The sequence below is a fragment of the Streptomyces sp. NPDC058000 genome (genome assembly GCF_042886435.1).
GTDB lineage: Bacteria > Actinomycetota > Actinomycetes > Streptomycetales > Streptomycetaceae > Streptomyces.
In genome coordinates, this window is record NZ_JBHVQS010000066.1 from 21,939 (window position 1) to 46,139 (window position 24,201).

At 70.0% G+C, this 24,201-nt stretch carries 27 protein-coding genes; 15 read left to right on the top strand and 12 right to left on the bottom strand.

All coding sequences use genetic code 11. The annotated features are described in order from the left end of the window. The first annotated feature begins 11 nt into the window (after positions 1-11). Both ACFVT2_RS37225 and ACFVT2_RS37230 read left to right on the top strand, forming a co-directional pair. Positions 12-2,006: an ABC transporter permease gene (locus ACFVT2_RS37225; protein WP_390025437.1), complete on the top strand. Its 1,995-nt coding sequence runs from the start codon at positions 12-14 to the stop codon at positions 2,004-2,006. Between the two features lie 2 nt (positions 2,007-2,008). After that, positions 2,009-3,022 carry an ABC transporter substrate-binding protein gene (locus ACFVT2_RS37230; RefSeq protein ID WP_390025438.1) on the top strand — a complete coding sequence of 338 codons (1,014 nt, stop codon included), beginning with the start codon at positions 2,009-2,011 and terminating at the stop codon, positions 3,020-3,022. A gap of 92 nt (positions 3,023-3,114) precedes the next feature. Here the strand turns inward: ACFVT2_RS37230 and ACFVT2_RS37235 are convergent, their stop codons facing one another. Beyond that, positions 3,115-3,786: a YdcF family protein gene (locus tag ACFVT2_RS37235; RefSeq protein WP_390025440.1), complete on the bottom strand. Its 672-nt coding sequence runs from the start codon at positions 3,784-3,786 to the stop codon at positions 3,115-3,117. After that, positions 3,729-4,901, bottom strand: coding sequence for a hypothetical protein (locus ACFVT2_RS37240; protein WP_390025441.1), 1,173 nt, complete (start codon positions 4,899-4,901; stop codon positions 3,729-3,731). The genes ACFVT2_RS37235 and ACFVT2_RS37240 overlap by 58 nt, the downstream gene beginning before the upstream one ends. 120 nt (positions 4,902-5,021) lie before the next feature. On the opposite strand from ACFVT2_RS37240, the gene ACFVT2_RS37245 reads away from it, so the two are divergent. Further along, a complete protein-coding gene (locus ACFVT2_RS37245; protein WP_390025443.1) occupies positions 5,022-5,381 on the top strand; it encodes a hypothetical protein in 360 nt (119 codons plus the stop codon). Positions 5,382-5,555: 174 nt separating this feature from the next. On the opposite strand, the gene ACFVT2_RS37250 is transcribed toward ACFVT2_RS37245, so the two are convergent. After that, complete coding sequence (locus ACFVT2_RS37250) at positions 5,556-6,305, bottom strand: BPL-N domain-containing protein (protein WP_390025445.1); 750 nt, start codon at positions 6,303-6,305, stop codon at positions 5,556-5,558. Positions 6,306-6,311: 6 nt separating this feature from the next. Further along, a complete protein-coding gene (locus ACFVT2_RS37255) occupies positions 6,312-10,523 on the bottom strand; it encodes a Pls/PosA family non-ribosomal peptide synthetase (RefSeq protein ID WP_390025447.1) in 4,212 nt (1,403 codons plus the stop codon). 239 nt (positions 10,524-10,762) lie between these two features. On the opposite strand from ACFVT2_RS37255, the gene ACFVT2_RS37260 reads away from it, so the two are divergent. After that, complete coding sequence (locus tag ACFVT2_RS37260) at positions 10,763-10,975, top strand: hypothetical protein (protein ID WP_390025449.1); 213 nt, start codon at positions 10,763-10,765, stop codon at positions 10,973-10,975. Between the two features lie 84 nt (positions 10,976-11,059). Here ACFVT2_RS37260 and fabV read toward each other — a convergent pair whose 3' ends face one another. Further along, the gene (fabV, locus tag ACFVT2_RS37265) at positions 11,060-12,313 is read right to left on the bottom strand and encodes an enoyl-[acyl-carrier-protein] reductase FabV (protein WP_390025451.1); all 1,254 of its coding nucleotides are present in this window, start codon (positions 12,311-12,313) and stop codon (positions 11,060-11,062) included. Between the two features lie 274 nt (positions 12,314-12,587). Between fabV and ACFVT2_RS37270 the strand changes: the two genes are divergently transcribed. Continuing rightward, a complete protein-coding gene (locus tag ACFVT2_RS37270; RefSeq protein WP_390025453.1) occupies positions 12,588-13,778 on the top strand; it encodes a trypsin-like serine peptidase in 1,191 nt (396 codons plus the stop codon). A gap of 83 nt (positions 13,779-13,861) precedes the next feature. Here the strand turns inward: ACFVT2_RS37270 and ACFVT2_RS37275 are convergent, their stop codons facing one another. Both ACFVT2_RS37275 and ACFVT2_RS37280 read right to left on the bottom strand, forming a co-directional pair. Next, a complete protein-coding gene (locus tag ACFVT2_RS37275; protein ID WP_390025454.1) occupies positions 13,862-14,059 on the bottom strand; it encodes a DUF397 domain-containing protein in 198 nt (65 codons plus the stop codon). Beyond that, complete coding sequence (locus tag ACFVT2_RS37280) at positions 14,056-14,934, bottom strand: helix-turn-helix domain-containing protein (RefSeq protein ID WP_390025456.1); 879 nt, start codon at positions 14,932-14,934, stop codon at positions 14,056-14,058. The genes ACFVT2_RS37275 and ACFVT2_RS37280 overlap by 4 nt, the downstream gene beginning before the upstream one ends. A gap of 210 nt (positions 14,935-15,144) precedes the next feature. Here ACFVT2_RS37280 and ACFVT2_RS37285 point away from each other — a divergent pair, with 210 nt between their 5' ends. The 9 genes from ACFVT2_RS37285 to ACFVT2_RS37325 all read left to right on the top strand — a co-directional run bounded on the left by ACFVT2_RS37285 (position 15,145) and on the right by ACFVT2_RS37325 (position 19,413). Continuing rightward, positions 15,145-15,600 (top strand): ATP-binding protein, encoded by a 456-nt coding sequence (locus ACFVT2_RS37285; RefSeq protein ID WP_390025458.1) that lies wholly within the window; start codon positions 15,145-15,147, stop codon positions 15,598-15,600. Continuing rightward, a complete protein-coding gene (locus ACFVT2_RS37290) occupies positions 15,597-15,971 on the top strand; it encodes a hypothetical protein (protein WP_390025460.1) in 375 nt (124 codons plus the stop codon). The genes ACFVT2_RS37285 and ACFVT2_RS37290 overlap by 4 nt, the downstream gene beginning before the upstream one ends. 50 nt (positions 15,972-16,021) lie before the next feature. Further along, positions 16,022-16,399, top strand: coding sequence for a hypothetical protein (locus ACFVT2_RS37295; RefSeq protein ID WP_390025462.1), 378 nt, complete (start codon positions 16,022-16,024; stop codon positions 16,397-16,399). A gap of 107 nt (positions 16,400-16,506) precedes the next feature. Continuing rightward, positions 16,507-16,713, top strand: coding sequence for a hypothetical protein (locus ACFVT2_RS37300; protein WP_390025464.1), 207 nt, complete (start codon positions 16,507-16,509; stop codon positions 16,711-16,713). Further along, entirely contained in the window at positions 16,697-17,218 is a 522-nt protein-coding gene (locus tag ACFVT2_RS37305) for a DUF6879 family protein (RefSeq protein ID WP_390025466.1), read from the top strand. Before ACFVT2_RS37300 ends, ACFVT2_RS37305 begins: the two co-directional genes overlap by 17 nt. Next, a complete protein-coding gene (locus ACFVT2_RS37310) occupies positions 17,208-18,041 on the top strand; it encodes a Scr1 family TA system antitoxin-like transcriptional regulator (RefSeq protein WP_390025468.1) in 834 nt (277 codons plus the stop codon). Before ACFVT2_RS37305 ends, ACFVT2_RS37310 begins: the two co-directional genes overlap by 11 nt. A 142-nt stretch (positions 18,042-18,183) precedes the next feature. Beyond that, positions 18,184-18,408, top strand: a complete 225-nt coding sequence (locus ACFVT2_RS37315) for a DUF397 domain-containing protein (RefSeq protein ID WP_390025470.1) — start codon at positions 18,184-18,186, stop codon at positions 18,406-18,408. A 102-nt stretch (positions 18,409-18,510) separates the two neighbouring features. Continuing rightward, entirely contained in the window at positions 18,511-19,026 is a 516-nt protein-coding gene (locus tag ACFVT2_RS37320) for a hypothetical protein (RefSeq protein ID WP_390025472.1), read from the top strand. A gap of 123 nt (positions 19,027-19,149) precedes the next feature. Beyond that, positions 19,150-19,413 (top strand): SCO4848 family membrane protein, encoded by a 264-nt coding sequence (locus tag ACFVT2_RS37325; RefSeq protein ID WP_390025473.1) that lies wholly within the window; start codon positions 19,150-19,152, stop codon positions 19,411-19,413. Positions 19,414-19,515: 102 nt separating this feature from the next. On the opposite strand, the gene ACFVT2_RS37330 is transcribed toward ACFVT2_RS37325, so the two are convergent. From ACFVT2_RS37330 to ACFVT2_RS37350, 5 genes are all read right to left on the bottom strand, one after another. Continuing rightward, the gene (locus ACFVT2_RS37330; protein WP_390025475.1) at positions 19,516-19,710 is read right to left on the bottom strand and encodes a hypothetical protein; all 195 of its coding nucleotides are present in this window, start codon (positions 19,708-19,710) and stop codon (positions 19,516-19,518) included. 667 nt (positions 19,711-20,377) lie between these two features. Further along, complete coding sequence (locus tag ACFVT2_RS37335; RefSeq protein ID WP_390025477.1) at positions 20,378-21,214, bottom strand: Scr1 family TA system antitoxin-like transcriptional regulator; 837 nt, start codon at positions 21,212-21,214, stop codon at positions 20,378-20,380. Next, positions 21,198-21,722 (bottom strand): DUF6879 family protein, encoded by a 525-nt coding sequence (locus ACFVT2_RS37340; protein ID WP_390025479.1) that lies wholly within the window; start codon positions 21,720-21,722, stop codon positions 21,198-21,200. The genes ACFVT2_RS37335 and ACFVT2_RS37340 overlap by 17 nt, the downstream gene beginning before the upstream one ends. Further along, entirely contained in the window at positions 21,706-21,912 is a 207-nt protein-coding gene (locus ACFVT2_RS37345) for a hypothetical protein (RefSeq protein WP_390025481.1), read from the bottom strand. The genes ACFVT2_RS37340 and ACFVT2_RS37345 overlap by 17 nt, the downstream gene beginning before the upstream one ends. Positions 21,913-22,046: 134 nt before the next feature. After that, the gene (locus ACFVT2_RS37350) at positions 22,047-22,268 is read right to left on the bottom strand and encodes a DUF6879 family protein (protein ID WP_390025482.1); all 222 of its coding nucleotides are present in this window, start codon (positions 22,266-22,268) and stop codon (positions 22,047-22,049) included. Between the two features lie 599 nt (positions 22,269-22,867). Between ACFVT2_RS37350 and ACFVT2_RS37355 the strand changes: the two genes are divergently transcribed. Then, positions 22,868-24,199 carry a D-alanyl-D-alanine carboxypeptidase family protein gene (locus ACFVT2_RS37355; RefSeq protein WP_390025484.1) on the top strand — a complete coding sequence of 444 codons (1,332 nt, stop codon included), beginning with the start codon at positions 22,868-22,870 and terminating at the stop codon, positions 24,197-24,199. The last annotated feature ends 2 nt before the right edge of the window (positions 24,200-24,201 follow it).

Genomic DNA, 24,201 nt, shown 5'->3' on the forward strand with positions numbered 1-24,201 from the left:
GAGGTGTCAGCATGAGCACCGCCGCACCCCCCACCACTCCCGGCGCGCTCGGCGCCGGGAAGCTCCGCCCGTTCCAGGGCCTCCTGCGCCGCCGCGGCCTTACCAAGCTCCTGCTGCTCGCCGTCGCCGCGGCCGTACTGATCCCGCTCGCCGCGACCACCTGGCCCGGCGCCGCCTGGCCCACCGGCCTGACCGTGGACCTCTCCGGCCCGCTCGACCACGCCAGCAACTGGATCATCGACAACCGCGACAGCCACTGGCTGTTCGTCTACGTCCTGGGCCACCTCAGCAACGCCGTGGTGCTCTCCGTCCGCGGCGTCTACCTGCTGCTGCTCGCGCTCGGCTGGGCCGGCGTGACGGCCGGTGTGACGCTGCTGGCCTGGCGCGTCGCCGGCCTTCGGATCGCCGCCGTCGCGCTGGTGTCGTTCCTGGTCAGCGGGGCCCTGGGGATGTGGATCCCGACCATGCAGACGCTGGCGCTGATGATCGTGGCGGTGCTCGCCTCGGTCGTCGTCGGCGCGCTGCTCGGGCTCGCCGCCGGCCTCTCCCCCCGGCTCTTCAAGATCCTGCGGCCGGTCCTGGACACCATGCAGGTGCTCCCGGCCTTCGCCTACCTCCTGCCGGTCGTCATGATCTTCGGCATCGGTGTCCCCGCCGCACTGCTGGCCACCGTGATCTACGCGGCACCGCCGATGGCCCGGCTCACCGCGCTCGGACTGCGCGGCGCCGACGCCGGCGTCCTGGAGGCGGTCTCCTCGCTCGGCGCCACCGGCCGCCAGCGCCTGGTCACCGCCCGGCTCCCGCTGGCCCGCAAGGAACTCCTCCTCGGCGTCAACCAGACGATCATGATGGCGCTGTCCATGGCCGTGATCGCCTCGATGATCGGCGCCGCCGGCCTCGGTGACCGCGTCTACCAGGCACTCGCCTCGGTCGACGTCGGCGCCGCGCTGGCCGCCGCCATCCCGATCGTGCTGCTGGCCATCGTCATGGACCGCACCACCGCCGCGGCCGGCGAGAAGCTGGGCGCGGACCCGTCCGCCGCCGGCCCGCGGCTGCTGCGCGGCTGGCCCGCCTGGGCCGGGATCGCCGCGATCACCGCGGTGGTCGCGCTCGTCGGCCGGCTGGCCGGCTCCGCGATCTGGCCCGCGGGCGCCACGTTCGCCATCGCCCGCCCCGTCAACGACGTCAAGGAGTGGATGGTCAACCACCTCTACTCCGGCGTCCCGGTCATCGGCGGCACCGCCGACTGGGCCGCGCACTTCACCAACTGGGTGCTCAACCCGCTGCGCGACGGCCTGACCGCCCTCCCCTGGTACGGCGTCCTGCTCGTCGTCGCCGCACTCGCCTGGCTCATCGGCACCTGGCGCACGGCGCTCACCGCCGTCCTGGCGATGGCCGCCATCGGCGTGCTGGGCGTCTGGAAGCCGTCCATGGACACCCTCTCCCAGGTCCTCGCCGCCCTGGTCGTCACCCTGGTGCTGGGCATCGGCGTCGGCATCCTCGCGGCGGGCAGCAAGCGCTTCGAGGCCGTACTGCGTCCGATCCTGGACGTCATGCAGACCATGCCGCAGTTCGTCTACCTGATCCCGGTCGTGGCGCTGTTCGCGGTGGGCCGCGCGCCGGCCGCCGCCGCGGCCGTGGTCTACGCCCTGCCGGCGGTCATCCGGATCACCACCCAGGGCCTGCGCCAGGTCGACCCCGGCGCCATGGAGTCCGCCCATTCGCTGGGCGCCACCCGCTGGCAGACCCTCCGGCAGGTCCAACTCCCGCTCGCCCGGCCGGCGTTGCTGCTGGCCGTCAATCAGGGCGTGGTACTCGTCCTCGCCGTCGTCATCATCGGCGGCCTGGTCGGCGGCGGTGCCCTCGGCTACGACGTGGTCACCGGCCTGGCCACCGGCAACCTCGCCATCGGCCTGGTCGCCGGCGTCGCCATCGTCTGCCTGGGCCTGATGCTCGACCGGGTCACCCAGCCCACGGAACGGCGCACGACCGGGAAGGGAGCCTGACCATGTCCCGCACACCGATAAGCGCCCGCACGCTCACCAAGGCCCTGGCCGCGACGGCCGCGACCGGCGCCCTGCTGGTGTCCCTCTCCGCCTGCGGCAAGGCCGACATGACCAAGCAGGCGTCGCCGTTCGCCGCCGCCAAGGGCTCCAAGTCCGTCACCCTCTCGGTGCAGACCTGGGTCGGCGCCCAGGCGAACGTCGCGGTCGCGAAGTACCTGCTGGAACACGAGCTGGGCTACCACGTCGACACCGTCCAGGTCGACGAGATCCCCGCCTGGGACGCGCTCAGCCAGGGCCGGGTCGACGCCATCCTGGAGGACTGGGGCCACCCCGACCAGGAGAAGCGCTACGTCCAGGACAAGAAGACGATCACGGCGGGCGGCGGCAACGGCGTCACCGGCCACATCGGCTGGTGGGTCCCCAAGTACTGGGCCGACGCGCACCCCGACGTCACCAACTGGAAGAACCTCAACAAGTACGCCAAGGAACTCCGCACCTCGGAGAGCGGCGACAAGGGCCAGTTGATGGACGGGTCACCGTCCTACGTCACCAACGACAAGGCGCTGGTTGCGAACCTCGGCCTGAACTACCAGGTCGTCTTCGCCGGCTCCGAGGCCGCCCAGATCACCCAGATCCAACAGTTCGCCAAGCAGCACAAGCCCTTCCTCACCTACTGGTACGAGCCCCAGTGGCTCTTCAACCAGGTGCCGATGGTGGAGGTCAAACTCCCTCCGTACACCGACGCCTGCGCGGCGAAGGGGACCAAGGACCCGCAGTCCATCGACTGCGCGTACCCCACCACCCCGCTCCAGAAGTACTTCAACACCGACTTCGCCAAGAGCGGCGGCTCCGCGGCGCAGTTCCTGAAGAACTTCCAGTGGGACAAGAAGGACCAGAACGAGGTCTCCCAACTAATCGCCTCCAACGGCCTCCCCGCCGACGAGGCCGCCAAGAAGTGGGTCGACGAACACCCCGACGTATGGAAGCGCTGGCTGCCTAACGGTTCGAAGAAGTAGCCGCATCGCACGATCCGCACCCGGGCGGGGCCGTCATGGACGGCTCCGCCCGGGTGCGTGCGAGGGCGGCTATGGCCGGGGGAGGCGTCTACTCAGGACGTGAGGAGCCGGCTGTCGAAGCCCGCACGCAGGAGGCGTTCGTAGGCGGCGTGGACGTCGTCGGGCACGTCCTGCCCGATGGCGAAGCCCAGGTCCGGATACCGGATCACGCGTTGCAGATCGCCCACCACCATGTCGATGACGAGCCTTTCGTCGCCGATGGACTTGACGTAGTCATCGAACGCCAGCGGTTCGGAGGCGCAGACAACCTCGACCTCGGGCCACAGCCTGCGGCATGTCGCGTAGACGCGGCGCTCCATGTACGGCTTGCAGATCAGAAGCAGTGACGCGACGGCGATACCGGCCTCGTGCAGCACCTCGCGCGACAACGTGACGTTCTGGCCCGTGTTGCCCGCGCGGGGCTCGACAAGGATCGCCTCGTCCGGCACACCCAGCCCTCTCGCGTGCTCGCGGTAGTGGACCGCTTCGCCGCGCGGGAAGCGAGCCACGGTGGTCGGGCTGTTGCCGCCGCTGAACACCACCACGGGGAAGAGCCCGGCGCGGTAGAGCTCGGCGGCGCGTGTGGCGACGCCGAGATCGTGACTGCCGAACCCGATCGCCGCCGAGCAGGGGCGCGGCGCGTGTCCCATCAGGTGGAAGTCCCAGATCAGTTTGGCGTCGTTCCACTGCTCATCGCTGATCGTGGGTCGGTCACGGTCCGCCACTCGAACTCCCTGGGTCGCCCTGTCGGCCACCTTACGTGCGTGGGTGAGCCCGACGGGCCGTCGTACGGCCGCAGGATGTCCTCGATGCTGCGCAGCTGGTGTCCGAGGCTGTAGCGCCTCGCTACCTGCGTCGCGTCGGCTAGTACGGATAGTCCGTCGTCCCGGGTGGCCGGGTCAGACAGCAGGATGTGCCCGTGCGCGGTGTCCAGCCGCACACGCTGTAAGGGAGAGTCGAAGATGCGGGTGGAACGCGCGATGTCGATATGTTCAAGTGCCTGAGCCAGGTCACCGTTCCCACGGTGGGCAAGAGCGACTTTCTGGTGGGTGACACACCAATCCTCGGGCTCCGCAAGGTCCTCGAATTCGCGCGTTGCCGCCTCCAGCAACTCGATCGCGCGGGTATTGGCCCCTATCTTGCTGTGCGCCCTGCCCACCCACATGCGGGCCCGGGCACGGTCGCGCATGCTGAGTCGCTCGTCGGCGACGAGCCGTTCGTACTGCCGAGCGGAAGCGTCGAGTTTTCCGGACATCTCGTCCACGAGCGCGAGTGACAGATCCGTCTGCGCTACTCGACGTGGGATGTGGAGTTCAGCGAAGAGGCTGCGCGCGGTGTTGTACGAGCGGTGCGCCGATAGCGGGCCAACGATCACGCCTTGGTCGCGTTGAAGGTCGCCGAGGAGGGCGAGCGATCGTCCGTAGAGGTACAGCCCCTCGCCGTCCAGGACACGCGGGTCGAGGCGGCCGAGCCATCGGTTCAACAAGTCCGAGGCGAACGAAAAATTCTGACGGCTCAGGCATACAAGGGCGCGATCCATGTCCTCCGTCCACGTCTCGTAGTCCGCCGCGCGTACCGGCCTTCGCCCCGCGTGGCCATCCCCCGAACGCGAGAGCAGAGCCTCGAAACGCACGTGCGCCAACGTGTCGCCGCGGGCGAGCGCGGTATCGAGGATGGCCTGCGTGTCTGGGCGTGGAACGGTGTCCGCGCCGAGCTTCTCCCACTTCGCCACCGTGCGCAGAGCGACGCCCAGGTGCTCGGCGAAAGCACGCGTACTCATCCGGAGCGCAGCTCGCAGAGCGCTCGCTTCGCGACCGGTCCACTGCTGCACGCTGATCACAGGCCGCCTCCCTCTGGTCACGTATCGAAGCACGCTCCATGAGGGCGGTGGCCCGAAAGTGCAACGGAAGTACAACGACCGCTCATTTCGAGGACGTTGGCCCGCAACGACGCTTGACCCATGGAATCCATCACGTCCGCCGACTGCGACGTCTGCACAGCACTCGCCCGCCAGCGGGATGCGGCCCGCCTGACCGGCCGTACGGCCACCGTACAGAGCCGTAACACCGAGATCGTGAACCACCGGCAGTTCTTTCTCTCCCCGGCCGAGGTCGCCGTCGGCACAGTGGTCTACGACCGCGATTCCGGCATGGTTGGCATGGTGCGCGGCGTCGGGGCTCTTCTGGCGCATTTGGAGCGCCCCACTCACCTCACCTGGGAAACGCCGTACACCAGGCTGCGACCGGGTACGGAATGGGAGCGGAAGCAGCTGGTGGCGTTGGCCAGGCTTCAGCGGGATCGGGAGCGGGGGCGCTCGTGAACTGCCCGGAATGTGAACGGCTCGCATCGGAATTGCGGGGCGCTGAAGTGGTCGGCGACAGGTCCAAGGCGACCGACTGCCGGGTATTGCTGCGGCGTCATCCGCTCCACGACGACGTGCCGGTCCAAGTGCGGGCCCCGGGTGGGGACTTGCCCGGAGGGTGACGGGGCGTCGTCAGTCCGCCAGCAGCTCGTCCACCAGGTCCACCGCCAGGTCGTGGGTTTGGTGGACCGGGAGGCCCTCGTCGAGGAACCAGTCGTCGGTGGCCTCGGGGTGGGGGCCGACCACGGCGACCTTGCCGGCGCCGCAGGGGGCGACGACGGCGGCGACGGTGCCGTTGGGGTAGGTGGCCAGGACGGTGGCGTTGGCGCCCGGGTCGAGGATGAAGTGCGGGCCGTCCTGGAAGTAGACGGTGCGGGGGAGGCCGCGCCACCGGGTTTCGACGACGGTGTCGCCGTCGTGGTGGACGGTGGTGCCCGGCGTGGCGATGTACTGGTCGGTGTCGCCGGGGAGCAGGTCAAAGCCCGGGTCGTCGCCGGCGAGGTAGCCGCCGAGGCAGAAGCCCAGGTAGCGGCCGCCGCCCTGGACGTAGGCGCGGATCTCGTCGCCGTGCTTCCGCAGTCGGCGGTAGGCGGGGGCGAGGGAGCCGCCGCCGGGCTGGGCGTAGAGGTGGGCATGCGCCAGTGACGTGGCGGAGAGGGGGATGTCCTCGGCCGGGCCGGTGTAGCGGACGTCGAGGTTCCAGGGGCCGGCGGCGAGCAGTGCGGCGACCGCCTCGGAGCAGCCGGCGGGGCGGGCGGCCGGGCCGCGGTAGACGAGGGCCAGGCGGCGGCCGTCCGGGGCGGGGAGCGGCGGGGTTTCCGATTCGTCGCGGGCGCCGAAGGCCCGGCGGAGGGAGTCGAGGAAGCCGATGGGGGGAGACATGGGCGGTCACCGTGAAGGGCTGGTGGGGTGTGGGGTCAGGGCGGAGGACGGGTGGTCGGCGGACCGGCGGGCCAGGCCCTGGGCGGGGATGCCGCGCCAAGCGGTGCCGGGGGTGAGGTACTCGCCCTTCATGACCAGGGAGAGCGCGTCGAGCCAGACCCCTTCGCCGACGATTCCGTCGTAGAGCACGACCGAGCGGTTGCCGACGGTGGCGCCGGCCCGGACGGTGACCTTCGACATCTTCATGACCCGGTCCTCGAACAGGTGCGTCTGCAAGCTTACGCCGGCGTCGATCGCCGCGTCGTCGCCGATGTCGACCAGGTCGAACTCGGTGAGGAAGGTGGTGCTGAGCCACGTCCGGCGGCCGATCCGGGCGCCGAACAGCCGTAGCGCCGGCGGCAGGAACGGGGTGCCGGTGAGGGTGGCGAGCCCGGCCGGCACGGCGGCCGCCTCGTAGAGGCCGGTGATGAACTCGGTGCGGCGGACGAACCAGCTCCACAGGGGCTCGACGCGCGGCCGATAGTGGCCGATGACCAGGAGTTTGAGCAGGGCGCAGGCGGCGACGACGGCGAGGCCGGTGGCCATGAGGAGGAGCGGGGCGAGGAGGAGCGGGAGGGCCGGGGAGGGGCTGTGGGCGACGCCGGAGAGGGCGAGGAGGAACAGGAACGCGGCGGTGCCCAGGAGGGACGCCGGCATCGTGGCGCGGAAGTACTCGATGGCCAGGCGGCGGCGGACCGCCTTGCGGGTGGGGCGGAAGGTCAGTTCCTCGGGGAAGGTGCCGCTGCTCTGGCGTTGCGGGAGGTGGATCGCGGGGGAGCCCAGCCAGGAGGTGCCGGGGGGCACCTCTTCGCCGGGCGGGACGGTGCCGACGCCGACCAGGGAGCCCGGCCCGGTGCGCGTCCCGGCAGGTAGGTACGCCGCGTTGCCGATGAACGCGCGGCGGCCGACCTCGGTACGCCGACAGACGACCCGGCCGCCCGCGAACGCCGCGCCACCGACCCCCGCCATGTCCGCGACGAAACTGCCCTCGCCGAGGGTGAGCAGGTCCGGGTCGAGGTGGGCGGCGGTGGAGACCTCGGCGCCGGGGCCGATCCGGGCGCCCAGCAGCCGCAGCCAGGGGACGGTGTAGAGGGTGGCGTAGAGGGAGTTGGTGAAGGCGAGGCTGGACTCCAGCAGCTTGTCGGAGAGCCACTTGCGGACGCCCAGGGCGGAGCGGACCGGGTGGGTGCCGACCGGGGTGCGGTGCAGGACCAGTCGCTTGGCGCAGCCGATCGCGGTGCACACGGAGAGCACGTAGAGCGGGGCGCCCAGGACCACGGTGGCCGCGATGGCGGGGCCACTGCCCCAGGCCAGCCAGACGCACCACACCAGGGCGGCGCCCGGCGCCAGGACGGTCAGGGTGAGGAGTTCGAGCATGGCGACGCCCAGCACCGCGGCGGCGACGTGCCACGGCGGGCCGTGTTCGGTCGTGCCACCGGCATCGGTCGTGGCACCGGCCCGCAGCATGTCCTCGATGTGGGGGGCCAGCGCCGGCACCGGGGCGGGTGGCGAGCCGGCCCACCGGGCCCTGGGCGGCACCACCTCGCCCTCGCCGATCACCGACTGCTCGCCCAGTCCGGCACCCGCCGCCATCCGGGCGCCCGGTTCCAGCACTGCGTGGGCTCCTACGTAGGCGCGGGCGCCGATGTCTATCGGGGCGATGGTCACCCAGCCGTCCGCCACCCGCCAGGCGCGCAGGGTGACGCCGTAGCCGATCGAGGCGTCCGCGCCGATCCGGAGCAGCGACGGCAGCGGGATGACGCCGGTGGCGATGGTCGTCCGCGGCCCGATCCGGGCGCCGAGCAGCCGCAGATAGCGGCCCATCAGGGGGGAGCCGCTCAGTGCGGGGAGCGGGCTGACGCTCAGCAGCAGGCTGAGCGCCCACAGGCGGAGGAAGGTCGCGCCCCACAAGGGGTAGCGGCCCGGTCGGATGCCGGCCGACAGGGGGCGGGCGAGGACCAACGGCAGGAGCCAGCGGACGCCGAAGTAGCTGACCAGTACGGCGAGTACGGGCCGCACCGGGACCGGGGTCCGGCTGGTGAACTCGCCGTTCTCCCAGCTGAAGACGGTGGCCAGCGGCAGGGTCAGGACGAACAGCAGGAGGTAGATCAGCCCGGCCTGGACCAGGCCGGCGGCGGCTATCCGGGGGCTGCCGTGCCGGAGCGGGCGGGGCCGGACCGGCACGTCGCTCGCGGCGCCGGCACCGCCGGCAGCGCTGTCGGGGCTCCCCGTACTGTCACCGCTCCCCGGCCCCGCGCCGCCCGCCCCGACCGCGGCTCCGGTCTCCGCGCCGCGCAACGCACCCAGGTGGGCCGCGAGCCCGCGCACCGTCGGATGGGCGTAGACGTCGCGCAGCGTGGCGCCGCCGTCGATGCCGCGGCTGCGGAGCAACGAGACGACCTGGGCGGCGAGCAACGAGTGCCCGCCGAGGTCGCCGAAGAAGTCCGCCTCGGTGGACAGCGCCTCGGGGCCCATGCCGAACACCTCGGCCCAGACGTCCCGCACCCGGGTCTCGCGGGTGTCCCGCGGCGGCGCCACCTGGCCGCCGCCGCCCAACCGCCGGCCGGTCGGCGCGGGCAGCCGCCGGCGGTCCACCTTGCCGCTCGGCAGGGCCGGCAGCCGGGGAAGGATGTCGAGGAACGGCGGCACCATGTACGCGGGGAGCCGGTGCCGCAGCCGCTGGTGCAGCCGGGCGACCAGGGCGTCCCCGTCCGCGGTACCGGTCTGCCCGGCACCGTCCGGGGCCGGCACCACGTACGCGGACAGCTCCCGGTTGTCGTCCGCGCCGTCCCGGTCCGGCAGCGCCACCAGGGCGGTGGCTGCCTCGGCCACCCCGGGGTCCTCCAGCAGGACGTTGTCGATCTCGCCGAGGTCGACCCGGTAGCCGCGGACCTTCACCTCGTCGTCGGCCCGCCCCAGGAACTCGATCTCCCCGTTCGCGGTGATCCGGCCGAGGTCGCCGGTGCGGTAGAGCCGGCCGCCCCCAGGAGCCAACGGGTGCGCGATGAAGCGGTCCGCGGTCAGTTCCGGGCGCCGCACGTAGCCGCGGGCGACGCCCGGGCCGCCCACGCAGATCTCCCCGACCGCCCCGTCCGGGACCGGCCGGCGCAGGTCGTCGAGGAGTACCGCCGTGTAGGTGGGCAACGGGCGGCCGATCGTCACCGGTCGGCCCGGCCGGAGTTCCGCGACGGTGGCGGTGACGGTGGTCTCGGTCGGCCCGTACGTGTTGAGGATCCGACGCCCCGGCCGGCTCCACCGCTCGACGAGCCGGGGCGGGCATGCCTCGCCGCCCACCACGATGCTGCGCACCGCCGGCAGGTCCCGGGGGATCGTCGCCAGCAGCGTCGGCACGCAGTAGAAGAGCGTGATCCCGGACTCCTCCAGGACGTCGGCGAGTTCGGCGCCGAGTCGCGAGCCGGCGCCGATCGGCCCCGCGACGAGGGTCCCGCCGACCGCCCAGGTGGGCCAGATCTCCTCGATGGAGAAGTCGAAGGAGATGGTCATGCCCTGGTAGACCCGGTCGTCCGGGCGCACGTCGTAGACGTCGGGGACGACGGCGAGGAAGTTGCAGATGCTGGAGTGCGCGATGGCCACGCCCTTGGGGCGGCCGCTGGAGCCTGAGGTGTACATGATGTACGCGAGCGGGTCGTCGGGGTCGGCGGGGCCGTCGGGGTCGTCGGCCCCAGGGTCGCCCGGCGGTGCCGCCAGCCGGACGGGGGCCGGGTCCGGGACGGGGGCCGGTTCCGGCCGGGTGACCGGGGCGGCGGCCAGTTCGGCCGCCCGCGCGTCGAGTCGCACCACGTTCGCCCCGCGGCCGGTCACCGCCGCGGCCAGCTCCGACACCGTCAGTACCGCGTCCACCTCGGCGTCCGCCGCGATGAACGCGACCCGGTCCGCGGGCGCCGCCGGGTCGATCGGGACGAACGCCGCGCCCGCTTTGCCCACGGCCAGCAGCGCGGCGTACATGTCCACCGACCGCGGCACCAGGATCGCGACCCGGGACCCCGCTCCGATGCCCAGGCCACGGAGGTGATGGGCGAGTTGGTTGGCGCGGGCGTCGAGTTCGGCGTAGGTCAGGACGTGCGGCCCGCACTCCAGCGCCGTTGCCGAGGGCATCCGGGCACAGGTGGATTCGAAGAGGCGGTGGAGCCGCGTTGCGATCCGCCCGGTCGTGCCCATGACTCCATCGCATCGCCGATCACCCGTGATCGCATGTCCGATCTCGGGAATCCCGGCTGACCTGCGCTTTTCATGGGAAGTGCGGGGCGGCTCGGGCGTGTCAGCCGCGGTGCCGGTGGTCACCCGATCGTATGGCCGCGGACCCGCCGGGCCCTCGTGCGCCCCGCGGCGCTCCAGGCTGGGAGGCGCCCCACATCCGCCCGGGGACCCACCCCGGCGCACGAAAGGCCCGGCCCGTCATGCCCCTGCCGCCGCCGCACTGCCCGATCCCCGAATGCCACGACCGCCTGTGGAAGGACACCACCACCACCGAGGTCCACTGGGACAACTGGCGCTGGTGGTGCCACCGTTGCGACAAGAAGTGGTACCCGACCCGTGACCAGATCGAGCAGTACCGACACGGAGTCGGGGCGGGCCACCGGGACCCCCGCGTACCGGTCCGCCCGTGCTGAAGCGCACGCGCTGAAACGTCCGCGCTGAAACGTCCGCGCTGAAACGCTCGTGCTGACGCGCCCGGTGCCGCGGGGCGCCGACCGTCAGGCCGGCTGCTGCCCCGGCCACGGCACCTCGGTGGGCACCGGCGCGCCGTAGTCGACGCCGGGCACCGCGAAGCCGTAGAGGCGCTGCACCTCGCCGTGGAACCAGCTCAGGTCGGCGAGTTCCGCGATGTTCTCCGTCGTGGCCGCCTGCCACCGCTCGGCGACCGCGGCCTGCACCTCCGGGTTCAGCTCCCAGGTGTCCAGGCGGACCCGGCCCTCCTCGTCCAGGTCGAGCGGACGGGCCCCGGTGAGCCGGTCCCACAGGTCGCTCAGCTGGGCGGTCGGCGGCACCAGCCGCTCGCCGAGGACGCCGCGCAGCAGCCCGACGTAGAGCGCGATCCCCGGGATGGCGGTGGAGGACTGGGTGACCGCGGCGCCGTTGACGGAGGTCACCGCACGCCCGCCGACCAGCTCGGACAGCCGCTTGTCGAGGACCCGGGCGGTGCCCTCCAGATGGGCCTTGGCGGCGCCGATGGTGCCCTGGCGGTAGATCGCCTCGGTCAGCGACGAGCCGATGTAGGAGAGCGCCGCGGTGGAGAAGCCGTCGGCGAGCAGACCACGGCCGGCCAGGTGGTCGATCCACCGCTCCCAGTCGGCGCCGCCCATCACCGCCACGGTCTGTGCGATGTCCTCCTCGGCGGCCGGCGCGGTCTCCACCTCCTTGACCTCGGGCGCGCCCGCGTCGCCGAAGACCAGGGTCCTGGTGCGGGACGGCGCGCCGATCGGCTGGAGGACCGAGGCGTAGGTGGTGCCGGTCTCCGGGTCGGTGCGGCGGGGCGCGGCGACCGAGTAGATCAGGTGGTTCAGCTGCCCGCCGAACCGCTCCTCCAACAGGTCGGCGACCTGGTCCTTGATCTCGTCGGAGAACGCGTCCCCGTTGACGAAGACCATGTCCCGGCCGGCCTCGCGGGCGAGCTCGGCGGTCGCGGCGGTGCGGTACCAGCCGGCGGTGGCGGTGCGCCGGGCACTGCCCGGCTTCTCGAAGCAGATGCCGATGCCGCGGATCCCGGCGCGCTTGAGGCCGGCCAGGGTGGCGGCCAGGCCGTAGCCGGCGGACGAGCCGATGACGAGGGCCACCGGGCCGTCGGCCGGCGGCGCCGCGGCGGGCGCGGGTACGGCGTCCCACATGTCGGAGACCAGCTGCCGGCACCCGGCGGGGTGGGAGTCGAGGAAGAGGAACCCGCGGCTGCGGGGACGGTCGATGACGCGATCGGTCACGGTGGGGTCCTTGGGACGGTTCGGACAGGACATCAGTGATTGTCTCGATCTTCCGCAGGTCGCGGCCCCCCGCCCCGCCCGGAGCGGCGGACCGGCATAGTAGAGCGCGGCCCCAGCAGGGGCATGACAGTCAGCAGGGGAGTACCAACCGGTGCCGGCGCCACCACCGTGCCGCGCCGCACCGGCACGTTCATACGCACCAGGGGGGAACGACACCATGCCGTCCACGTCGCCCACGCCGTCTACTTCTTCCGCATCTTCCGCATCTTCCGCATCTTCCGCATCTTCCGCGTCGTCCATACCGTCCTTGCCGCCCGCGCCGTTCCGGGGACCCCGGTGCCGCTCGCGGCGCCGCCGGGCCGGGCTGGCCGCCGCGGCCGCCGCCGTGCTGCTCGCCACCACCGCGACCGCCTGCGGCCCCGACAACACCGCGGCCACGGGCGGGAGTTCGGCGGCCGGGAACCAGAAGGCCGGCGGCCCGCACCTGCCCGATGGGGCGCCGACCAGCCTCGACGACCTGAAGAAGTGGAAGGACGGCGGCTGGAAGAACTGGGACAAGTGGGCCCACAAGGCCCAGGACTTCGCCAACCCGGTCATCAAGGACCACTGGAAGCCGGACCGGCTGGCGCAGGCCCAGGCGGCCCCCGACGTCGGCGTCCGGGCCGGCGAGGCGGTCGGCGGCTACGGTGCCAGCGACCCCGAACCCCGGCCGATCAACGCCCAAGAGGTCACTCGCCCCTACCACCGCAACATGGCCCCGGTCGGGAAGATCTTCTTCGACAGCCCCAAGGGCCCGATGGTCTGCTCCGGCACCATCGTCGAGGACCCGGCGCACCCCGGAAAGTCCAACCTGGTGTGGACCGCCGGCCACTGCGTCCACTCCGGCCGGCAGGGCGGCTGGATGCGCAACATCGTCTTCGTCCCGTCGTACAACGACACCGGTGTCCCGATGAGCCAGGTCGGCACCACCCCGACCCAGCAGGTCACCCCCTACGGCCGCTTCTGGGCTGACTGGATCAGTACGTCCGGCGAGTGGATCAACATGGGCAGCACCGAGTCCGGCAACGGCGGTTCCGCGTACGACTTCGCGGTGCTGCACGTCCGGCCGGAGAACGGCGGCGGCAAGTCCCTCCAGGAGACCGTCGGTGCGGCCGCCCAGGTCTGGTTCAACGCCCCGCACGCCGACGGCATCAGCTCGGTCAAGGCGTTCGGCTACCCGGCCGCGCCGCCCTACGACGGCGCCCGCATGATGTCCTGCTTCGACCGGCCCGGTCGCCTCACCATGCAGCAGGGCACGCCCGCCATGGACCGGATCGGCTGCACCATGACCGGCGGTACGTCCGGCGGCGGCTGGTTCGTCGGCCGCAACAACAAGCTCACGCTGATCTCCAACACCTCGATCAGCTCCAACGCCCACACCTGGCTCGCCGGCCCGTACCTGGGCCCGGAGGCGCAACGCGTCTTCGACACGGTGAGCCGGAAGTTCGCGGGGCAGTAGGCCGGGCCCCCGGCCGCCCGGCCGCTGTACGACGGGCCCCGGCCCCCGCCGCACCGCGCGGCGCGGCCCGGGGCCCGTTCGCGTCAGCTGCGGTCGCCGCCCTTCAGCACGTCGGTGAACGCGCTCCAGGCACCGGCGGGGAAGACGAGGCGGGGGCCGGCGGGGGTCTTGCTGTCGCGTACGGCATGGCCACCCGTGGAGGTGGGGGCGATCTCTACGCAGGCTCCATCCTGGTTCGAGTACGAGGACTTCCGAAACACGCCTATGACCTCTGGCTTCATGTTTTCACTTCCTTGTGCGGCGTTCCGTCTTCAAGGAGATTCCGGATGCGCTCGGCACTTCCGTCCGGCGGCAGTGCCGCCGAGCGTAGCTGGTCGAAGACAATGACATAGTGCGCAAGGGCCTCAGGCGCTTCCACGACGTTGGTGTGCGCGGCGCTGTCGAGCGTTACGGCTTCCACGTTGGCTTCCGCACCGAACGAGAAGGCCCAGAAGGCGCTCGACATCCCCGCGGTCAGGCTCGCTGATGCCGGGAGCAGCTGAATCGTGACGTTCTGCTGCTTCCCCACCTCCAGGAGGTGCGTCAACTGGCCAGCGCTCAAGCCTGGTTCGGAGGCCAGCGCGGTGAGGGCCGGTTCCCAGATGATCGCTGTGAAGTGGGCTCCACCCTCCTCGATCCGCTGTTGCCGTTCCTGGCGGAGTTTGACCAGCTCGACGACCTTTTCGGACGGGAAGCACCTGGGCCCTGTGGCGATAACGGCTTCGGTGTACTCGGGTGTCTGCAACAGGCCGGGGATAAGCACGGGTTCCCAGGCTCTGATGTGAGTGGCCTCGCTTTCCAGGGCGACGTGATCCACATGGCCGGACGAGGCCGTGGCTTGGTATTCGATCCACCAACCCCGCTCGTTGCTCTTCCTTGCCCATTCGAGCAGCCTGGCCCGCTCGTCCGCATCCTCCACGCCGTACAGTTCGAGGAGCGTGCGGACCTCAAGTCCCGAGGCGGAAGTGTGCCCGCTCTCCATGCGACTGATCTTGGATACGGACTTCGTGATCGCCTCGGCGGCGTCCGGTTGATCCAAGCCGGCGGTCTCGCGATACCGCCTCAGTGCGTTCCCTAGCCTGCGGCTGCGAACCGTCGGCCTCCCACCTGCGGGCATGAGCCCTCCTTTCAACGACCGCCTCGCTGTGCCCCGTTGATTCGTAACGGAACCAGTCTGCGCGCTCACACACAGCGATGGCAAGCTTGCATGGTCAAAGCTTGCAAACTTGCAGGCGTGCCCCCTAGCGTGAGGGCTCGTCACTCAACGCGTGTGCGCCGCCACGCTGCGTAGTGACTTCGCTCCGTCATGCGCACCAAGGGGATAGCCATGTCCGCACGCGCCCGGTTCGTAGCAACTTCGCTTGTCGCTCCCGCAGTCGCCTACCGGCTGCCGTCCGACGTGCGCAGCGTCGGGTGGGCCCGCAGGGAGCTCCGGCGGCAACTCCGTGCATGGCGCGCCGGGGGTGAACTCGCCGCATCCGCCGAGCTGTTGACGTCCGAACTCGTCACCAACGCCGTGCGGGCGCACGCCGGGTTGCCCGCCCCCGTGCCCGCGATCGGAGTCCGGTTCGTGCGGTCGGGCGACCGCTTGCGGCTGGAGGTGCACGACGTGAGCGACGAGGAACCAGTGGTCAACGAGTTGACGGGGGTCGAGGAGGAATCGGAATGTGGTCGTGGCTTAGTGCTCGTGGACGCCTTGGCAAGTGGTTGGGGTGTGGTCCGGGGCGACACCGGAAAAGTGGTGTGGGCCGAACTCCCGCTGTCCGTAACGGAGATGCCGTGACCGTCGAGGGGGACGTGGCGGTCTACCGGGCGGAACTGGTCGTACACCGCCCGTCCGGGCCGTCGATCGACCTCGGAGGCGTGGTGACGTACTCGCCGCGCCGGGCGGTGCGATGGGTGCGGACGCGGGCGGAACAGGTCGCGCAGCAGTTAGGGATGCCGCACGGGGCGGGGGAGTGGGGCTGGCTCCGCGACCAGGTCGATTTCGGCCGGGCGGTGGGCGGGCTGATGTCCGGAAATGCCGTCACCCTGACCGTCGTTGACGCCGAGGGGTGCGCGTACGCCCTCGTGGCCCGACCCGGCGGCGGGGCCGTCGGCACGTACGGGAACGGCGCCCCGCAGAGTCAGGGGGCGACATGGCTGGCGGCGTGACGTGGCCGGGCCGGACTGAGACGGGGACGCGGGCAGGGACGGGGCTGGCCGTGCCCGGGATCTGGTGCGAGCGGACGGTGTACCGCTCCGTGTACGCGGACGAGGTGGCGTCCTGGACGTCCCTCGCGGTCGGCACCCCACTGCGGGCCGTACGGGAGATCGCCGCGGACGCCCGCCGGCTGGCCGCCGGCCTGTCCGGACGGGCGCACGAGCGGGCATTGCGCGAGGTGGACGGCGACGGACGCCTGGGGGCGGTGTCCGCGCTGCACCGCGGGGAGCCCTGCGGGCTGGCGCTCAACTGCGCCGGCACGTGGGTGGAATGGTCGGCCCACCCGGTGCTCTTCCTGCCGGTCGTCAGCCGGACCGGGCCGCGGTGCTGCCGGGGAGACGGCCGGACGGAAGGCTTCGGGACCGCCGTACTGTCGTGATCGTCTACCCGACAACGCAAATATCGGCGTTCCTGGATGGACGGCCCTTACCTGGCTCCGTACCGTCATGGTCAACGCAACAGGTGCACAGATCAGGGGGTTTCCGTATGGCACGCGAGGAACTGACCCGCTTGACCGGCGAGGGAAATGGCGAGTGCAATCAGAACGATTGCCCGAACATGTATCGGACCGCTGGCGGCTCCATCGTCGTCCAGGGCGCCGTGTCCACCGCGTTCGCCCCGCCGGACGGTGAAGGGCTGGTGGAGATTCCCGAGCGCGTTCTGCGGGAGGCTTTTCATGCTCTTGGATGGTGAGGAATGGCAGGCCAGGTTCCGCGGATTTCAATCGGAAGCATGGCGACTTGAGACACTGCCTTCTTATAATGTTCCACAAGAAGCAGAAGAGATCCGGGCATTTCGGGCTGGGAAGCGCATCGACCCTCGTATGCATTCGAATGACTACGTCGAGGATCTCAAGCGGGTGCGACGGGAAGGCAAGAGCAAGGGGCGGGTGCACATCGTCACCCGGCCACTGTCGGACTATCTGCGGTACGAGTTCATGTACTACCGACCGCATGCGTGGGCCGGTGAAGATATCCGCATCATGGATGTCACCGACGCTCCCAACCCACTGTCCGGCGTCCAGGATTTCTGGATGTTCGACAAATCGGAAGTCGTTCTCATGCACTACGAGCCGGACGGAACGCAGACCGGCCGCGAGGTGTATGAGGGGGACGTGCGTGCCTACCTCGAATACCAGCGGATCGCCTTGGCCGTGTCAGTGCCCTTCGAAGAGTATGTGAAGGGTCTTGACTTTTGAGCCGGGTGAGCTGGGGCAGTCGAAGGCTGACCTGGCGGAGACGCTGAGGGAACTGCGCAGGCGAGCCGGTCGTACGCAGGTCTGGCTCGCCAAACGCATCAACGTTTCCCAGACCAAAATCAGCAATATCGAGGGCGGAAAGCTCTCCCCCAGCCTGGTCGACGTGGAACTGATCCTCCGTGCGCTGGACGCACCACCCGACCAGGTCGCGCGAGTGGCGGCACTGGCCCGTACCGCCAACACCGTATGGCAAGACGTGTGGTCGCAGCGCCGCACGGGTCTGGACAAGAAGCAGAACGAGCTCGCCGGTTTCGAGCGGTCATCCACCGACTTGCGGTACCTCCTGGTGTCCATGGTTACGGGTCTGCTGGCTACGCCGGAATATGTGCGGGCGAGCCTCGCGGGAATCCCCGGCGACCACGGAAAGACCATTGCGAGGAAGCTGGAGCGGCAGGCGGTTCTGTACGACAGGTCGAAGCGCTTCACCTTCATCTTGACCGAGCAGGCCGTCAGGTGGCCCCTGCTGTCGGCTGCGGCGATGGCTTTTCAGATTGACCGACTGAACTCCGTGAGCCTCCTGCCCAATGTGCGCCTCGGGGTGATTCCGCTGCGCGGCTACCTGCCCGTGGCTCCGCTGAACACGTTCACGGTGTATGACGCGCGGATAGCCACGGTGGAAACCTCCACCGGAGCCATGGTTTTCCGAGATCACCGAGACGTGTCGGCCTACCTCAATGAGTACGCCGTGTACGAGGGATACGCATTGTTCGGGGACGAGGCGAGGGAACGTCTTTCCGAATGGGCGCATGAGTGCCGTTTGTGATCGCTTACCCGACAACGCACATAAAGCTGGCGCCCTCGCTCTGAAGGGCTGAGCATTTTCTCCGTCATCACTGCCACGGCCGAAGTGCCGGGCATGACGCCGGCCGCGCCTGCAGGCGCTGGACGATCAGGAAGGTGGACTGATGCAGAACGGAACGAATCTGTACCAACTCTCCCTCGGAGAGGCGGAGTTCTCACGAGCGTGCGGAGGCCCGTGCACCGAGGGGTGCGTGACCCTGGCCCGGATCGGCGAAGACGCCTGGGCGCTGGGGGACAGCAAGCGGCCCGAGTTGCCGCCGCTGCGGTTCACTACAGACGAACTCGACGCGGCAGGCATCGACCCGGCGCGGTTCGGGCTGTTGGCCTGACGGCGTGCATGGTGCCAATCGGCTCCGTCCCGTCCTCCTTGGGGCGGCGCCGGTTGCGCACCTCCCCTTCGCCGCCTTGTTCTCCATCCAACGGGACGACATTTGCACCAGCACGCGTATCTCTGGACCGGCCCGAAACACCGGTTCGACGAGGAGGCTCTGCGGCGGCCTCCATACCCGGAACCGCCTCCGGCCGCAGCTCCGGGGGACACAACAGCCCACCGCAGTATCGCCCGTTACAGGGAAGTGGTGGCGGAGTTCCGCGCGACGGACCTGCCGCCGATCGAGACGGCGTACTGGCTGATCAAGCCCCGGACTCTGGTGCGGGGAACTTGGCAGGAGCCGGAGGCGGCGGCGTACTGGCTCGGAGAACAGCTCACCGCCTACGCGCCCCGTTTCCAGGCCGTCGTGTACCAGGACTCCGACCACCTGGCTCTGCTGGTGGCCTCCGCCGCCGAGCGGCTGGGCGGGGGCGGTGACGTGTCTCACGGCTTCTACCTCGAACGTCCGGCGTACCTGTCCTTGGCCCTGGTGTGCTGCTCCCCGAACCGCACCCGGCCCGAACTGGCATGTCCGCTCGGGAATCCGAGCGACACGGAAGGGCCGCCGACCGCTTAGCCCTCGGCGGCCGGCCCTTCCGCTTCCTCCCGGCGTACGGCAAGCGCAGGGCACGGTGGCTGCCCCGGAATCGGATCACGGATACTGGCAAGGCAGGCTCCCCCGCAGCAGAGGACACACCCCATGAAGCTCAGCCGCCCGGTCTCCTGGTTCCTCCTCGCCTTCGGCGCGTGGTCGTGGGTGGTCTGGGTCACCTTCGTCAAGAACTTGATCAAGGACGCCAGCGGGCTGGCTTTCGATCACGGGAACCCCACCGCGTATTTCTGGATCCACCTCACCCTGGCCATCGTGTCGTTCCTCCTGGGCACCGCTATCGGCGTGCTCGGGTTCCGGGGCCTCCGCGCGCTGCGCCGCGAGGCAGCGGCGGGCGCGGTGGCGGAGGGCTGACGGTCGGGTTCCGTTCCGTCCGGCAGCCCCGGTGTACGACGGGGCTGCCGCGTGCGAGCGAGCGATCACCGGTAGGGGAACGCCGCCCCGGCCGTCAACGGCTTACCCGCTCTCTCCGCCGCTGGGCTGCGGAGCGGGATCGCGGGGCGCCTCAGGGGGCATGGGACCGCCGTCGTGTTTCCCACCGTCGCCCTCGGCGACGACCTCCAGGTCCCGGGGGTGCCGGAACGGGACGCCGGGCCAGCCCTCGGCGTCGCGCGGGCGCGTGTCCATCGTTTCGACCGCCACAGCGCTCATCGATCAACTCCACTCTCGTGAGGGGCCGTGCCCCGTACCGTCGATGGCACGGCCCGAAGGCCCGCAGGGTTTCCCGCGGTGGGTGACCTGCCCCGGCTGCTCGACTGTCCGGGTTTCCGCCGCCGGGGCGGGAGTTCTCGTTCCTACTGACGCCCTTTGGCCTGGCAGGTGCGGCAGGGGAAGGGGCACGGTGGCACCTTCGCTCCCTGGGGGACGGACACGACTCCGGAAGCCACGTCCAGCCGTTCGCCGTACTCCGTCCACTCTCTCGGGGCGTCCGCGCGCGCCTCTCCCGCCTCTGCGGCCGGTGGGTCGGCCGTCGATGCGTCCGGGTCCGGATCGGGCCCCCGCCGCTGGCCATCCCGCCAGGTCTGCACGCTTTCCACGCTGCTACGTCGGGCACGTACCGGCATGCCGGTAGATCACCATGGACGGGCCGGAGGCGCGTTCGATCCGACCTCGGCGAGTCAGCTCAAACGTCTGGATCGGCTCCAGGCAAGCGGAGCACCGCTGGCCATTGGGTGCGTAGGTTTGATACTCCCAATTCCCCTCGAATGTCTCCGTGTTGCTCGCCATTCCGCGTACCTCCCCGGCTATTTCTATGACGCATCGATGGTCCCGCATCCAGGGAGTGCTCTGCTCGTTTATTCACGTTGCCGAGTAAAGATCACCGCCGGAATGACCACGCCCACTCGGTCAGCAGCTCCCGTGCATCGTCGCCGAATACGGCATGTTCCTCGTAGTTGGTGAACCGGTCGAGAAGTGCGCGAACGTCTTTGGGGTCTCGGAAGATGGCTGCGCCGAGATCAGTCTCAATCGTTGCCAGGCGGTCGTCGTAAACGGTGAACGTGCTCAATGGCGTGTTGCCGAACTTCACGCCCATCGGCAGCACGCCAATCCGGATGTTCACCTGAAGGGCGAGTGAGGCTATCCGGTCAATCTGCATGGCCATGGCGTCTGGTGACACCAGCGGGTACCTGACGGCTTGCTCGGTGAGCAGGAACGTAAAGTGCTTGGAGTGGTCGAGCAGGACGGCCTGCCGTTCAAGCTTTAGACCAACAGCCTTGGCCTGCTGTGCCGGCGGAGCATGCGCGATGCTTTCCCTGACGTAATCCGGAGTTGCCAGCAGGCCCGTGGCCATGGATAGCAGAAAGTACCGGAAGTCTGTGGTGACCGCCTCCAGTCCGGCTAGCTCTAGCTGCTTCTTGTCCAGTCCCTTTCGGTGCAGGGCCTTACGGTCCTGCCATTCCGTCTGAGCTATCCGAGCCATGGCCATTACTTCGGCCGAGACGGCGGGGGAGGCGTCGACTCCCCTCAAGATCTGCTCAACATCCACCAAGGAAGGGCGGAGCTTGTTCCCTTCGAGTCGACTGATCTTGGATTGCGACATATGGCAACGCGCAGCAAGCCGGACTCCGGAGAGTCCAGCTTGTTTACGCAGATGCTTGAGCATGGCTGCCAGTTCCAGGCCGGACTGGTCAAGCCGGTCAGGCTCTATGGCCACCGTTCACGTATTCCTCGAAGGGGATCGACTCGGTCACCGCGATCCGCTGATATTCGATGAACGGAGACACGTCTCCTTCGAAGACCTTGCGATTGATCTGCCTGCCATCCGCCTCGTAGTTCATGAGTACGACTTCTGTGCGGTCGAACATCCAGAAGTCTTGGACCCGCTCCAGGGGGTTGGGTCGATTGGTCACGTCGAGGATGCGAATGTCGTCCCCTGCCTGGGTATGCGCCGTGTAGTAGCGCGCGAACTCGAATTGCAGATACTCGGAGAGAGGCTGCGTCACGATGTGCACCCGGCCGTTGCGCTTCCCCTCCACTCGCTGACGTGAGACGCGTTCGGTGTATGAGGAGGCTGTGTGCGGGGCCGGCGGCCGTCCCTCACGAAAGGCCGCGAACTCTTCCGCCTCGTGGGGTACGAGGTACTGCGGCAGCGTCTCCAGCCGCCACGCCTCTCGATTGATCTCCACGAACCGGCGACGCCACTCGTCACCATCCAAGAGCACGTACGGCCTCCCTCAGGACTTCTTCCGGAATCTCTACCAGGGCCTCATGGGACGGCGGCGTGAACGCCTCCGAAACGCTTCCCTGGACGACGAGGGAGCCGCTTGCCGTCCGGTAGATGTTCGGGCAGTCCTCGTCGCCGCAGGTGCCGTTGCCGTTGCCGGTAAGCCGGGTCAGTTCCTCGCGTGGCATGGCGAACCCCTAACTTCTGGCCCCGGTCGGGCCAACTGGCAATGACGGTAAGGGGACCAGCCCCGAGCGTCCATGCGGCCACCCTCCTTATGCGCGTCTTGGCATAAACCCAGGAGGCGGGCGGAACAGAGACTTCACGTGCCGTGTTCTGCCGACCAGTCCGCGAAGGGCACCGCATGGGTGAGTGCTGTGTCCCGGTGAGTGACGTACTCGGGGCCGCGGTCGTCGGGCAGCACGTCAGCCCCGAGGAACTTTCCCTCGTGGCCGTAGCTCATCGGCGCGGCCGTGACGGAGTCGAATAGCCAGAAGTCCCCTATAAGGACGTGGACGCGGTATATCCGTCGTGCGGAATCCACGAGCCCCTTGACCTCCTCCAGCCAGTCGGCGTTGTAGGCGTCGGGCCGGTCATGGCCGGCCAGGAAGGCGCGGTGGCGGGGGCAGCGCGTCGGTCACCGCAGAGTGGGCCGCGTCGGAGGGTGTGGCGTTCGTAAGTGATTCACATCCCGGACGCGCGGTTTGTGGATCCCCGGGGGACCGGTCACCGTCTTTGACCTTGTGGACTACCTGCCAACCCCGACTGCTGGCCAGCGCCTCACCGGCGGCGACCTGTGTTGCGGGCGGCGCTTCGGCGGCGTCGGGGTGTGCTGTGGACTACCGGGCGCACTCGGCGGCGCGCACGGTTTCCCGGTCCTCGCGACCCACCGACGGGGAACGGTGCCAGGTGCTCTGACCTGCTCTTTCGCCCAGTCCTGACGTTGTGACAGTTAGTTGTTCGTGAAAGGTGAACCAGATGCACCAGCTCCCCCCGAAGGCGAGCGGGAACCGGGACACGGGGCGAGAGGGCTTCAAGGGTCCCGGCCCGGACGGCGACAGCGGCTCCATCCGGCCGTTCGGAGGGGCACTCTTCCGTGGGGCGCGTTCCGGGAGGCGGTCGCGGGCGGGTACGTTCACGAACGTGCCGACGACCTTGAATGCCTCCGCGTCCCCGTCCGCCGTTCGAACCGTCGCCGCGTTGGCGTCCTCCGTGCTGCTGGTGTCGCCGCTGCTGGCCGGCACCGCGCAGGCCGCGCCCGCGGACGGCGGGCAACTGCCCAAGGCGCCCGTACCCCCCGCGAAGATGTCGCAGGTGGGCGGGGAGCGGCTGGGCCAGGCCGGCGTCCAGGTGCAGCCCCGGGCGGGTGCGCCCGCGCTTCCGGACGCCAAGGAGTTGACCGCCCGTTCGTGGATCGTCTCGGACGCGGAGTCCGGTGAGGTGCTGGCGGCGAAGAACCCGCACTGGCAGTTGGCGCCGGCCAGCACGCTGAAGATGCTGTTCGCCGACACCGTGATGCCGAAGTTCCCCAAGACCCGGACGTACAAGGTCAAGCCGGCCGACCTGGCGGGGATGGGCACCGGCAGCAGCCTCGTCGGGATAAAGGAGAACCTCACGTACACCGTGCACGACCTGTGGCTGGGGGTCTTCCTGCGGTCCGGGAACGACGCGGTGCACACGCTCTCGGCGATGAACGGCGGCACCGAGGCCACCGTCAAGGAGATGCAGAAGCGGGCGGTGGAACTCAACGCCACCGACACGCACGTGATCACGCCGGACGGTTACGACGCGCCGGGGCAGGTGTCCAGCGCCTACGACCTGAGCCTGTTCGCGCGGGCCGGGCTCCAGAACGCGGACTTCCGGGAGTACTGCTCCACGGCGAGTGCGCAGTTCCCGGGCGACACGGGCAAGGACGGCAAGCGGGCCACCTTCGGCATCCAGAACACCAACCGGCTGCTCAGCGGGGACTACGACATCAAGCCGTACCCGGGCATCGCGGGCGTGAAGAACGGGTCCACGACCAACGCCGGGTCCACGTTCACCGGGGTCGCCCAGCACGGCGACCGCAAGCTGCTCGTCACCGTCATGAACCCGGAGAAGAGGCAGCACAACGAGGCGTACCGGGAGGCCGCCAAGCTCTTCGACTGGGGCTTCGCCGCGGACGGCAAGGTCACGGCGGTCGGCCACCTGGTCGGGCCGAAGGGCTCGGACGACGCGTCCGGCGCCGGCGGTGCGAAGAGCGGTGATCAGGCCCAGGCCGGGTTGGACTCCGGCGGGGGCTGGGGCGGGCCGTGGACGGCCGCAGGCATCGGCGGTGGTGTGGTGGTGCTGCTGGGCGCGGTGGCGTGGTTCATCCGCAAGCGGCGGCCGCTGCCGGAGGCCGTGCAGGGGCGCGGGCGGGCGTGCGGGCGGACGTGCGGATGCTGCGCGTCCGCCCGGCGGCGCCGGTCGTTGCACAGCAGGCATTTGCCGTAGCC

Excerpts from the sequence above, each read along its gene's own strand:
- ACFVT2_RS37225 (WP_390025437.1), top strand. The coding sequence starts at position 12 with ATGAGCACCGCCGCACCCCCCACCACTCCCGGCGCGCTCGGCGCCGGG.
- ACFVT2_RS37230 (WP_390025438.1), top strand. The coding sequence starts at position 2,009 with ATGTCCCGCACACCGATAAGCGCCCGCACGCTCACCAAGGCCCTGGCC.
- ACFVT2_RS37245 (WP_390025443.1), top strand. The coding sequence starts at position 5,022 with ATGGAATCCATCACGTCCGCCGACTGCGACGTCTGCACAGCACTCGCC.
- ACFVT2_RS37250 (WP_390025445.1), bottom strand. The coding sequence starts at position 6,305 with ATGTCTCCCCCCATCGGCTTCCTCGACTCCCTCCGCCGGGCCTTCGGC.
- ACFVT2_RS37255 (WP_390025447.1), bottom strand. The coding sequence starts at position 10,523 with ATGGGCACGACCGGGCGGATCGCAACGCGGCTCCACCGCCTCTTCGAA.
- ACFVT2_RS37260 (WP_390025449.1), top strand. The coding sequence starts at position 10,763 with ATGCCCCTGCCGCCGCCGCACTGCCCGATCCCCGAATGCCACGACCGC.
- fabV (WP_390025451.1), bottom strand. The coding sequence starts at position 12,313 with ATGTCCTGTCCGAACCGTCCCAAGGACCCCACCGTGACCGATCGCGTC.
- ACFVT2_RS37275 (WP_390025454.1), bottom strand. The coding sequence starts at position 14,059 with ATGAAGCCAGAGGTCATAGGCGTGTTTCGGAAGTCCTCGTACTCGAAC.
- ACFVT2_RS37280 (WP_390025456.1), bottom strand. The coding sequence starts at position 14,934 with ATGCCCGCAGGTGGGAGGCCGACGGTTCGCAGCCGCAGGCTAGGGAAC.
- ACFVT2_RS37285 (WP_390025458.1), top strand. The coding sequence starts at position 15,145 with ATGTCCGCACGCGCCCGGTTCGTAGCAACTTCGCTTGTCGCTCCCGCA.
- ACFVT2_RS37300 (WP_390025464.1), top strand. The coding sequence starts at position 16,507 with ATGGCACGCGAGGAACTGACCCGCTTGACCGGCGAGGGAAATGGCGAG.
- ACFVT2_RS37305 (WP_390025466.1), top strand. The coding sequence starts at position 16,697 with ATGCTCTTGGATGGTGAGGAATGGCAGGCCAGGTTCCGCGGATTTCAA.
- ACFVT2_RS37315 (WP_390025470.1), top strand. The coding sequence starts at position 18,184 with ATGCAGAACGGAACGAATCTGTACCAACTCTCCCTCGGAGAGGCGGAG.
- ACFVT2_RS37325 (WP_390025473.1), top strand. The coding sequence starts at position 19,150 with ATGAAGCTCAGCCGCCCGGTCTCCTGGTTCCTCCTCGCCTTCGGCGCG.
- ACFVT2_RS37330 (WP_390025475.1), bottom strand. The coding sequence starts at position 19,710 with ATGAGCGCTGTGGCGGTCGAAACGATGGACACGCGCCCGCGCGACGCC.
- ACFVT2_RS37345 (WP_390025481.1), bottom strand. The coding sequence starts at position 21,912 with ATGCCACGCGAGGAACTGACCCGGCTTACCGGCAACGGCAACGGCACC.